Here is a 10707-nt window from a genome sequence, read left to right on the forward strand (position 1 = left end):
GAGTCTGTGAATAATCCTAATCCTAAACCTATTTCAAAAAAATTTAAAAACAATGTTCGGATGTTGCGCGAACAGCAATTGTTGAGCAAGGCAGAATTGGCGCGTAAAGCAGGTTTGTCGGCTTTAACGATCGATCGCATTGAATCGGGCATCCCCTGTCGAATGGACACCATGCGAAAAATAATTCTCGCCCTTGGTTTTCAGCTCACCGATAAAGAAAAAGTTTTTCCAGCATGACTTCATTAAGATATCTCACCAGTGGCGAATCCCATGGCCCAGCTTTAAATCTCATTTTGGAAGGTATGCCAGCAGGGGTGCCCATCACACTTGAAGCCATCAATCATCAATTGCTACGTCGGCAAAAAGGTTATGGCCGGGGTGGGCGCATGAAAATCGAAACCGATCAGGCGATTGTGATGTCGGGGATTCGTCATGGCAAAACCTTAGGCAGCCCGATTGCTATCCGTATTGAAAATAAAGATTGGAATGTTTGGCAACAAGAGATGAGTCTTTGGCCTATCTCGGGAGATCCAAAACGCGAAGTAACTTCGCCGCGCCCTGGCCATGCCGATCTTTCGGGTGGGCTTAAATATAATTTTAAAGATTTGCGCAATGTTTTAGAAAGGGCCTCGGCTCGTGAAACCACGTCGCGCGTGGCCGTAGGGGCCTTGTGTCGCCAATTGTTAGAGCATTTTGGTTTTGTGCTGGCAGGCCATGTGGTGGCAGTGGGAGATATTTGTTGGGATGGCCTTCGCCCATCGGCCAAAGAAATTCTTGAACGCACCGAAGAGGCCCCTATGCGGTGCTTAGACCCACAAATCGAAACCAAGATGATGGCACGAGTCGATGAAGCTAAAAAAGCAGGCGATTCTGTGGGTGGAGTTTTTGAAGTGATTGTAGAAGGTGTTCCGCCGGGTCTAGGCAGCCATGTGCATTGGGATCGAAAACTCGATGGGAGGCTCGCGCAAGCGCTTTGTTCTATTCAGGCGGTCAAAGGTGTAGAAATCGGCGAAGCCTTTAGACAAGCTCATTTACCAGGCAGCCAAGTGCATGATGGAATTTTTTATAACGCACAACAAAAGAAATTTTTTCACAAAACGAATCGTGCGGGTGGTTTAGAAGGGGGCATGACCAATGGTGAGCCCCTCATTTTACGTGGTGCTCTCAAACCTATCGCCACTTTGTATACTCCACTGCACTCAGTCGATGTGGTCACCAAAAAAGAATTCGAAGCAGCTGTCGAGCGCTCAGATACTTGTGTCGTTCCTGCGGCTAGCGTGATTGCTGAAAATGTAGTGGCAATCACCTTGGCCGATGCCTTTTTAGAAAAGTTTGGCGGCGATAGTCTTGATGAAATTCGCCACAACTACGAAGCCTATTTACAACAAATCCATTCCTATTAAGAAGGTTCGATGGTTCGCCATAGGCCTTCAAAAATCCTCGTCATTTGTGTGGTAATATAATTCTCCCATTCGGGTGATTGAAAGCCAGCTTCGCTGCTTCGAATATCAGCGGGTGAAGTGTCAAGATAGAGATCGTGGCTATAAAGATTCCAAATTGCATCATATTTATTGGCATAACTGGTGTGGGCGAGGGTGTTATGATAATAAAGCGAAAGCCCTAATTCCCAACCCACTAATTGGCCAATGTCATTGGCCATGGTTTCTTCTCGAACCGTTCCTTGATTCCCCTGAGGTCTAATGTGGGGTATGGCATGAAAGAGTTCATGACAGAAGACCTCAACCATCATTTCAGGATTATGTTCTAAATTAATTGGCGAGAGCATGAGACTATAGTTTTTGGGGTCATAATAGCCAACTGTTTGAGGACCGAATTCTTGCATTTTGGCAGGGGTCATTAGGCTAATTTTCAAAGGCATGCCCCCATCAATTTGTTTTTTTATAGCTTCAAGTAATTTATAACCGGTTTCTGACTGACTTATTTGGTCTAAGATTTTATAAACTGATCTTTTGAGCTTAGGATTTTTGATTTTAATGCATTGCCTAATCGCTACCAAGGTGTTGTGGACCCTTAATGGATTATCAGGTTTAAAGGCACTTGTATGAAAAGATGGGGCTGGAGTTTTAAGCCCTTGTTCAAAATAAGGTTGGTAATAATCAATCTCTTCTAGGCTTATCCCAAGGTTTCCATCAGTAGGTTCAATGCGATTATAATTGTGCAGTAGCCACTTGGACTGTTCCAACATTTCTTGTGAAAACTCACTTTCATCGAAAGGCTGACCTGATTTTAAATTAGCTTTAAAAGCGAGAAATTGTTCTCTGAAATAAGCCCGTTCTTTGGGTGGAAGCTGTCGGTAAACCGAAAGCATGAGATTAAAAAATTTAAAATGGGCTTCGGTAGGTGGAATTTCAAGAATTGGGGTTACACCCGTTGGATTTGCTTGTTGTAACTGATCAAAGGTATCAAGTCGTTCAATGATCTTTTCAACGATGGTGGTGAGAAATTTTCGCCGATCATCAACTTGTGGATGAGCAGTTTCTGAAAATTGCAGCAGGGCTAGGGTCGTTTCATGAAATTGACTAACAGCATAGATTTCTTCAGGATAAACCGATTCATTGCCATCAATATCAAAAACTGGGAAATAGATTTTATCGTTCATCGTTAAACCCCTAGAAAAGCCCCCGGGGCATTTCCCTTCCATTAGAATTTTCGGTTAGTTAGATGAGTGGAGTTACGGCAAAATACCATGAATATTGCATTTGCCGTATTCTCGCTTGGCGAGGTGCGTTACAAAAATAATCCGTTGGTAAAGATGGCTAGATTTATGCTAAAATCTCTGCATTAGCTAGGAGGGGTTATGCGGGTGTTTTTAATGATAATTCTAGGCGCGGTGTTTTTGTTAATGATTGAACCCTTGGGTCATGCCCTTAAGGTGTCGCTCAGAACCGTTCAAGTTAATCTTTATCACAAACAATTTGTGCCGAACTCAATAAGTGTGGGGCATAATGATGATATTAAGATTTGCAACCAAGATGACTTTCGGCATCATCCCTTTAGCTTAGATCATTACAATAAATTTAGTGGAGTTATTTTGCAACCGGGGGAGTGTTATTCTTTTCGGGCTTTTAATCCAACCACAGAAACTAGGCGAGTGATTGTTTACGATGAAATTCATTCAGAAGAAAGACTAGAACTTCAAGTGTCGCCTGGTGATCCTGGGCCTCCACCAGAATATTCCAATCCTCCCCCTGTTCAAGGATCCTCGGGCAATTCGGGGAATGGGCAACCCATTTTTGTTAGCGAAGCAAGCTATGGTATGAATTGCTATAATACTCCTGGGAGTCGTGTGGTACAGGGTAATGCTACGCTCGATATGCGCGCGGCTTGCGATAATAAGACACGTTGTGAATATCTCATTGACCCGCGTAGTTTGGGTGACCCGGCTCCTAATTGTAGCAAAGAATTTTTTGCTAGCTGGAGTTGTGGGAGTATTTACTTATCTGAGCCCAGAAGTTACCGAATAAGAGCTGAAGCGGCTAATAGTGTGCTGACGATTACCTGTGAATAGAACTTGACCTCTTTTGAAAGGGAGATAATGATGAGCTCCTTTTAAAAGAGGTTTTCTTGGAAGATTCAATTCCTTTACCTAAACGCATTGTATTAACTGGTTTTATGGGCACGGGTAAGTCTGGTGTGGGGAAGTTATTAGCCGAAAAATTAGGCTATACCCTTATCGATACCGATCAAATCATTTGTGAAAAATCGGGCTTAAGGGTTGCTGACCATTTTGCTCAACATGGTGAGGCGAGCTTTCGTACCCTTGAGAGTCAAGTTTTACAAGAAGCCTTAAGCCAAGGGTGTGTAGTGGTAGCGGTGGGTGGGGGGGCGATTTTATCAGCCCATAATCGGCGCCTTATTCAAAAGTTAAGTCGACCCATTTTATTAACCGCTTCAGTGGCTAGCATTCTGCAGCGCCTCGTTCATGATACAGGTCGCCCCTTGCTTAAAGGAGATGATAAAGAGGGCCAAATTCGGGCATTGCTGCAAAAACGAGAACCTCTATATTTTGAAATCGAATCTCAAATCCATACCGATGATTTATCCATTTCCGAAGTTGTAGAAAAAATTCTCAAAATTTTATCGCAAAATCCTCATTGTCATTATGTTGAGTTGGGGGCAAGGCGTTACCCTATTTATTTTGAACATAATGCCTTGCCAAACTTAAGTCGGCAGTTACGAGAAAATTTTAGCGGTCAAAAATTGATTATCCTCACGAATACCACGGTAGGTAAAATTTATCTCAAAGCGGTTGCAACTGCTTTGACCAAGCACTTTGAAGTGGCAGTGATTAAAATCCCTGATGGAGAAAGATATAAAAATCTCAATACTGTTTCGAAGATTTATGCTCAGTTAGTGAAGCTTAAAGCCGATCGGCAGTCTTTGTTATTAGCCTTAGGTGGTGGAGTGGTGGGGGATATTGCTGGGTTTGTGGCGGGTACCTATTTGCGAGGGATTCCTTTTGTGCAGGTTCCAACCACCTTATTGGCGCAAGTGGATAGCTCAGTGGGTGGAAAGACCGGGGTTGATCTAACCAGTGGGAAAAACCTGGTGGGGGTGTTTCATCAACCCAAATTAGTCTTTATTGATACCCTCTTTTTAAAAACCTTGCCCAAGCGAGAACTGTTAGCCGGCATGGCAGAGGTTATCAAATATGGAGCGATAGGAGATGAAGGTTTATTTGCTCGGGTAGAGGCCTTAGCCGAAGGCATTTTGCAAGGGAAATATGAATTGTTAAAACCCATCATTCGCCGTTCTTGTGAGATTAAGGCCGACATTGTTGAACAAGATGAATTTGAAACAACCGGGCTTAGGTCGTTATTAAACTTTGGGCATACGGTGGGTCACGCCGTAGAAACGCTTACGGGCTATAGGCGGTATTTGCATGGCGAGGCGATCGCCATGGGCATGGTGTTTGCGGCAAAAAAATCTTTAAGTTTGGGCTTTTGCCATGCTCAAGAAATTGAGCGGTTAGAAGGGCTTTTAAAAGTTTTTAATCTTCCTACTGAATTGCCAAAATTGCCTTTGCCTAAGCTTAAGCAAACCCTATTGGCCGATAAAAAAAGGGTATCTTCTTTTATTAATTTTGTATATTTACAAAAAATAGGCAAAGCCTTTGCGCAAAAAACCAAGGTGGAGTCGATTTTTGGGAATTAAAACATGGGTTTTGAAATCGATAAATTATATTACACCAAAACCATGATCAATATTTTGCGTCGGCAAGGTCATGTGCATTTAGCCGTTAATTTAACCGAGAAAATTTTAGCCGAAAAACCTAATCAGCCTGAGATTCAAGCCATCCATCAATCTTTAAAAGAAGAATTGAAACGTTCTTTTGAAAAATTTGTTAAGGCTGGGCAAAGTGTTTTGGTTGTTACGCCATCAGTTCGCAAGATTGAATTTCTGCAGAATTTATTAACCCGTGTTCAAGAAAAGAGGGCAGTGCTTGGTGGCTAAGCAGAAAAAAATCTTAGTGGTTCATGGCCCTAATCTTAATTTATTGGGAGCAAGGGAAAAAGACATCTACGGTTCTCAAACTTTAGAGGATATTAATCAAACCCTTGCGGCCATAGCCAAAAAAGAAAAAGTCGAGCTGGTTATTTTTCAATCGAATGTAGAAGGTGAGATGATTGAAAAGATCCAACAGGCTCAAAGTAAGTTTGTGGGGATTTTAATTAACCCCGCCGCCTATACTCATACTTCGGTAGCGTTACGCGATGCCGTTTTAGCAGCGCAGGTTCCCACGGTTGAAGTTCATTTGTCTAATATTTACCAACGGGAGCCATTTCGGCATCATTCTTATATCGCCCCTGTAGCCATTGGCCAAATTTCGGGCTTTGGCCCCTATTCTTATGTATTAGGGCTCTATGCCTTGCTTTATCATTTAGATACTCACGGTTCTAAATTGCCCAAGAAAAAAAATATCCGAAAAAGATAATTAATCATGAAGACAAATAGATTAGTCACAAAATTGAAGAACCTTTTTGCCAAAGGTCGAGGTGTTGGTGAACTGGTGGAATTGATGAAGATGTCAGCAGAAGACCCGACCGACATGCGCATTAAGTTAAAGATCGGAGAAATTTATTTTAAGAAAAAACAAGTCGATCAAGGCATCACGATTTTTAAAGAGGTGGGTGAACATTATATTAAAGAGGGCTTTTTACTTAAAGCGGTAGCTATTTATAAAAACATTTTAAAATTTTCACCTGGCTCTGTGCAGTTTAATGAAAAATTAGCCGAGCTTTTTACCAAGTTGTCCATGCCCGAAGATGCCATGACCCAGTATCGCATCGTGATTAATTATTATCAAACTCACCAAATGAAGGATGATGCGGTTCGAGTGTCTAGGGCTTTAATGCAGCTCAATCCTGAAAATATAGAAAATCGCCTTAAATTAGCTGAGTTACTTAATATTTATGGAAAATCAGAAGAGGCTTTTGTTGAGTATCAATTGCTTGCCAAAGACTTGCGTAAAGACATGAAACGTTTGGATCTGCTGGTCGATATTTATGAAAAAATTATTTTGAAAAAACCCGACGAAAGGGGTTTGCTGCGAGAGCTATGTGTTTTTTACCTTAAACTAAGAGACCCTAAAAAAGTTTTGCGTAAGATTGAAAGAATGAAATTAAAAGACGATCCTGAATTTGCACCTATCTATGAAAAAGCCTTGTCTTTAGAACAAACTTTGGCCAAAAACCCAGAAAATCCTGAGAGCACGCATGAGTAAAATCTTTCAAGCTGTCAAAGGCATGCCCGATATAATTGGAACACAGGCTCAAGCGTGGAGAAGGGTTGAGCAAATGGCCTTTGCCTTATTTGCGAAGGCGCACTTTTTGGAAATGCGTACTCCGGTTTTAGAAGACTTGCATTTGTTTGAGCGAGGCATTGGTACTTCTACGGATATTGTAGAGAAAGAAATGTATACCTTAGTTGATCGCAATGAAAGGGCGCTGGCTTTAAGGCCAGAAGGCACAGCCCCCATTGTGCGGGCCTATTTAGAACATTTTAGTAAGCGAGAGGGGTCTGCTGAAAAACGTTTGTGTTATTTTGGGCCCATGTTTCGCTATGAGCGTCCGCAAAAAGGGCGGTTTCGCCAATTCTATCAATTTGGTGCTGAGATATTGGGGGTCGATGATCCAACCCTTGATGCCGAACTTATTCAACTCATTGTGCAACTTTTGGAAAAGCTAGAGGTGAGAGATTATCAGCTTTTGATCAACTCACTGGGCACACCAGAAGTTAGGCAAAAGTATAAAAGCAAACTTCTAAACTATCTCGATCAAGTCGAATCGCAATTATGTGAAAAATGTCAGAACCGGAAAATAAAAAATCCTTTGCGAGTTTTGGATTGTAAAACTCAAAGCTGTATTGATTTATTGAAACAAGCACCTAGCTTGTTAGACGATCTCGACGATATTTCAAAATCTCATTTCGATCGCTTGCAAAATTATTTATCGATTGCGGGGATTCCTTGTCAAGTGAATCCACAATTGGTGCGTGGGCTTGATTATTATGATAAAACAGCCTTTGAATTTACCTCAACCAAATTAGGCGCTCAAAATGCCTTTGCCGGCGGGGGGCGCTATAATAACTTAGTGCAAGAGCTAGGGGGGCCGGTCATTCCTGCGGTAGGGTTTGCTTTAGGGATGGAACGTTTAATGGATCTCGTGGGGCAAAATGTTTTTCCCCAAAAACCTAATTTACTTATATTGATTGCCTTGGGGGAAGAGGCCAATCAGTTTTTTTTCAAACATTTTTGTGAATTACGCAATGAAGTGAAACTTTCGGTGATGTTAGAAGGTTCTGAGAGATCGTTAAAAGCAAAACTTAAAATAGCCGACCGGCAAGAGGCTCGCTACGTTCTCATTTTAGGCGAACAAGAATTACAAGCAGGCCTGATGTTATTAAAAGATATGCAAGCCGGTACCCAACAAGAGTTGTCGCTCCAAAATTGGATCAACCAAATTAAGTTGTTAAATTGAAATCTCTAAAAATTGCGAACCGAGATGCCCTTGTTGGCAAACGTTGCGCAGGAGAGAGCCCGCATGAAGGCTGTATAAATGCTGTTATTGCGAGCCCAACGGGCGCGGCAATCCCATCGCTTAAACAGAAGAGATTGTTTCACCCTGCTGGGTTCGCAATGACAGATGAGCATCGCAGGGCGAACGGTGCGCGTTTGCCAACAAGGGCATCTCGGTTCGCAATTTTTAGAGATTTCAATTTCCTAATTCAATGAGTGCGTTGGGATTGTCGACATCGGGTTCAGTAGAAGGAGTGCCTTTGCCTTGGGTATCGAAATAGGTTTCTTCTTCCGGTTCAATCGAAGGTTTAGGTGAAGATTTTACTGGAATGGCATCTGAGATAGCAGGGGACTTGTCAGTAGTGGATGGGTTTTCCAAGCTAGTTTCGGCTAACTTATTGGGTACAGTACTTTCAGTATAGAGTGTAGCATTCGAAAAGATACTGGTGTTAGCCCGCGAGTCATGACTAATGGCCACGACTTTAGATTGGCCTGGGATTAAGCTGCTCCAGCTCCCTGAAGTTACAAATTTCCCGGTGGCATTAGCCTGAGTTTCGCTAAGCTTTTGTGCAATATGTTGATCGTTTTTGCCCACTAAGTATAACTCTACCTTGGCGAGTGGGCTCACCCTCCCTTCTAAACTAAAGCTCTCAGAATTTTTTTGGAATTTTTCAATTTTGGGGATGATGGCACTATAAGCGCTTGAATCATGGATCGGCAGCCCACGATTTTCAGCAAATAAATTATGAGAAATTTTGTTTTGAGACCCTGCGCTAGACTGAAGCAAAATAGCACCTTTTTGGTTAGCAATCAATTCGTTGTTTACAATCGAATTTTCACTAGCCCCATCTTCTAATAAAATACCGATGCCGCTATTGGTCTTGGGGGTACCATAATAACTGACGTGAGTTTCTTTGTAGCTGCCTGGCAGATAACCAATAATGTTATGTTGAATCGTATTGTGATGCCCATGTAGCGCCAGGGCTGCTTTATCAAAACCTGTCAAATGGCAATTTTGAATGGTGGCGCGATTTCCGGTTACGACTAAACCTGAACTATCAATTAATTCTGAGCCATCGATCAAAACTTTACGATCTTTTAATTGGCAATCGAGTGTAATGAGCGAGGCTTCAATTTCAGGGAGAGGAAACTTGAGCACAATGCGATGTACATGGTCAGCAAATTGAATGGAAACAAGTTTGAAAGGATTTTGATTACGTAAGGTATTAACTGCTAATAAAACCGTTCGCAAGGTGCCAGGTTTAAAACCATCGTCTTCGCTTGTTACTGTAAGGGTTTCTTTGGTGAAGAAACCATCGTAGTAAGTGGATTGAGGCCCCTGGGTATTAGGCTCGGCGTAGACGACCGAACCCATCAACCACAAACCTAAAAATATCCAAAAATGCTTTACCTTCATAAGGCCTTCCCAAACTGTGCTTATAAAGTTATCGGCTAAAATGTAAATAAGTTTCTTCTTTATTAGGTTAGAAAATTTAATGATTTTGATTAGTTATATGGTCTTAGGCCAAGAGGGAGGGCCTATTTTCTTTATCTTTCTGCAGGGCCAAAGGCTCCAGGCTGCGCTTAAGCCGGCGTAAAACTTCTTCAGCTAGTTCTTGGTAATTATTGGCACCCGTACTACTGGGTTCAGTATCAAAAATAGGTTTGCCTTCAAGTTGTGCCTTGTTGAGGGCGGTGTTAACAGCAATTTGAGTTTTTAAGACTTTACCCCGAAAATAATTTCTCATGTTTTCTTCAATCACTTGATTCATATTAGTATTGCGACCGTCAACCCGAGTGAAGAGCACACCCAAAATTTTTAAGTGTTTGTTAAGTCTTTCATTAACGGTCTCTAAGGTTTCGATGAGATCATTAACCCCTTCAAAGGCCAACACACTCATTTCGCAAGGGACTAGACAATAGTCAGAGGTAACCAGTGCATTGATGGTTAAATTGCCCAAATTGGGTGGACAATCAAAAATAATAAAATCGTAAAGGGTTTTAGCTGTTTTTGCAGCATGAGAGAGCAAAAATTCTTTTCCGATCTTGCTAGCCAGCACACCTTCAGATTCATAGAGGGCCTTATCGCCAGGGGTGATGTTGAAGCTAGGTTTTTCGGTTTGAATGACCCCATCCATTAGGTTTCCCTTTTTGGAAGATAAAATCGTGGAAAGGGGGAGATATTCAACTCCTTCTGGGATCATGGCCCCAATGGATTTTTCCACATGGCCTTGGGGATCTAGGTCAACCACGAGAACTCGTTTGTTATGAAATTTAACCAAGGCAGCACTTAAGTTAACAGCGGTCGTGGTTTTACCCACGCCACCTTTTTGTGAACAGATGGCAATGCTGATAGCTCGCCGATCACCCTTTTCATAATGGGCGTATTTGCTCGACGTTTCAATGGTGATCAATTCTTTTATCTTGTCCGTTAACAAGGACATTTAACACCCCAATCTGAAAGGAAAGATTTAAGCCTTGCATACTTTAGATACAAAGCCTATTTTTATCAACAAAAATATGTAATGTGTCATCTAAAAATTAAAAATGCACTAGTTTAAAGATTAAAAGTGCACTTTAAGGGGTCTCAAAAAAAGGAGGCCCTATGGCAGAACAATTACATAAAAGGTTTTCGAGTAAAGAAGTAATGGAAGTTTTTGAGAAGTACA

General features: G+C 41.9%; 11 protein-coding genes. 8 read left to right on the forward strand and 3 right to left on the reverse strand.

The genetic code is table 11. The annotated features are described in order from the left end of the window. Window positions 1-60 precede the first annotated feature (60 nt). The gene (locus HYU97_01425) at window positions 61-237 is read left to right on the forward strand and encodes a helix-turn-helix transcriptional regulator (GenBank protein MBI2335410.1); all 177 of its coding nucleotides are present in this window, start codon (window positions 61-63) and stop codon (window positions 235-237) included. Further along, complete coding sequence (gene aroC, locus HYU97_01430; protein MBI2335411.1) at window positions 234-1403, forward strand: chorismate synthase; 1170 nt, start codon at window positions 234-236, stop codon at window positions 1401-1403. Before HYU97_01425 ends, aroC begins: the two co-directional genes overlap by 4 nt. Here aroC and HYU97_01435 read toward each other — a convergent pair. Further along, window positions 1400-2620, reverse strand: coding sequence for a hypothetical protein (locus tag HYU97_01435; GenBank protein MBI2335412.1), 1221 nt, complete (start codon window positions 2618-2620; stop codon window positions 1400-1402). The genes aroC and HYU97_01435 overlap by 4 nt on opposite strands. 198 nt (window positions 2621-2818) lie before the next feature. Here HYU97_01435 and HYU97_01440 point away from each other — a divergent pair, with 198 nt between their 5' ends. Genes HYU97_01440 through HYU97_01465 form a run of 6 tightly spaced genes read left to right on the forward strand, consistent with a single transcriptional unit; the run spans window position 2819 to window position 8000 of the window. Continuing rightward, the gene (locus HYU97_01440) at window positions 2819-3529 is read left to right on the forward strand and encodes a hypothetical protein (GenBank protein MBI2335413.1); all 711 of its coding nucleotides are present in this window, start codon (window positions 2819-2821) and stop codon (window positions 3527-3529) included. A 56-nt stretch (window positions 3530-3585) separates the two neighbouring features. Then, entirely contained in the window at window positions 3586-5175 is a 1590-nt protein-coding gene (locus tag HYU97_01445; protein MBI2335414.1) for a 3-dehydroquinate synthase, read from the forward strand. 3 nt (window positions 5176-5178) lie between these two features. After that, entirely contained in the window at window positions 5179-5475 is a 297-nt protein-coding gene (locus HYU97_01450) for a hypothetical protein (protein MBI2335415.1), read from the forward strand. Then, window positions 5468-5956, forward strand: a complete 489-nt coding sequence (gene aroQ / locus HYU97_01455; GenBank protein ID MBI2335416.1) for a type II 3-dehydroquinate dehydratase — start codon at window positions 5468-5470, stop codon at window positions 5954-5956. The genes HYU97_01450 and aroQ overlap by 8 nt, the downstream gene beginning before the upstream one ends. A gap of 6 nt (window positions 5957-5962) precedes the next feature. After that, a complete protein-coding gene (locus HYU97_01460; protein MBI2335417.1) occupies window positions 5963-6745 on the forward strand; it encodes a hypothetical protein in 783 nt (260 codons plus the stop codon). Further along, entirely contained in the window at window positions 6738-8000 is a 1263-nt protein-coding gene (locus HYU97_01465; protein ID MBI2335418.1) for a histidine--tRNA ligase, read from the forward strand. The genes HYU97_01460 and HYU97_01465 overlap by 8 nt, the downstream gene beginning before the upstream one ends. Window positions 8001-8234: 234 nt before the next feature. Here the strand turns inward: HYU97_01465 and HYU97_01470 are convergent, their stop codons facing one another. Continuing rightward, complete coding sequence (locus HYU97_01470) at window positions 8235-9455, reverse strand: right-handed parallel beta-helix repeat-containing protein (GenBank protein ID MBI2335419.1); 1221 nt, start codon at window positions 9453-9455, stop codon at window positions 8235-8237. Between the two features lie 103 nt (window positions 9456-9558). Next, window positions 9559-10482 (reverse strand): ParA family protein, encoded by a 924-nt coding sequence (locus tag HYU97_01475; protein MBI2335420.1) that lies wholly within the window; start codon window positions 10480-10482, stop codon window positions 9559-9561. Between the last annotated feature and the right edge of the window lie 225 nt (window positions 10483-10707).

Source organism: Deltaproteobacteria bacterium (assembly GCA_016183235.1).
GTDB lineage: Bacteria > UBA10199 > UBA10199 > DSSB01 > JACPFA01 > JACPFA01.

What these genes read in the sequence shown, in the direction of transcription:
- HYU97_01425 (MBI2335410.1), top strand. Translation starts at nt 61, where the DNA reads ATGTTGCGCGAACAGCAATTGTTGAGCAAGGCAGAATTGGCGCGTAAA.
- aroC (MBI2335411.1), top strand. Translation starts at nt 234, where the DNA reads ATGACTTCATTAAGATATCTCACCAGTGGCGAATCCCATGGCCCAGCT.
- HYU97_01435 (MBI2335412.1), bottom strand. Translation starts at nt 2,620, where the DNA reads ATGAACGATAAAATCTATTTCCCAGTTTTTGATATTGATGGCAATGAA.
- HYU97_01440 (MBI2335413.1), top strand. Translation starts at nt 2,819, where the DNA reads ATGCGGGTGTTTTTAATGATAATTCTAGGCGCGGTGTTTTTGTTAATG.
- HYU97_01450 (MBI2335415.1), top strand. Translation starts at nt 5,179, where the DNA reads ATGGGTTTTGAAATCGATAAATTATATTACACCAAAACCATGATCAAT.
- HYU97_01460 (MBI2335417.1), top strand. Translation starts at nt 5,963, where the DNA reads ATGAAGACAAATAGATTAGTCACAAAATTGAAGAACCTTTTTGCCAAA.
- HYU97_01465 (MBI2335418.1), top strand. Translation starts at nt 6,738, where the DNA reads ATGAGTAAAATCTTTCAAGCTGTCAAAGGCATGCCCGATATAATTGGA.
- HYU97_01470 (MBI2335419.1), bottom strand. Translation starts at nt 9,455, where the DNA reads ATGAAGGTAAAGCATTTTTGGATATTTTTAGGTTTGTGGTTGATGGGT.
- HYU97_01475 (MBI2335420.1), bottom strand. Translation starts at nt 10,482, where the DNA reads ATGTCCTTGTTAACGGACAAGATAAAAGAATTGATCACCATTGAAACG.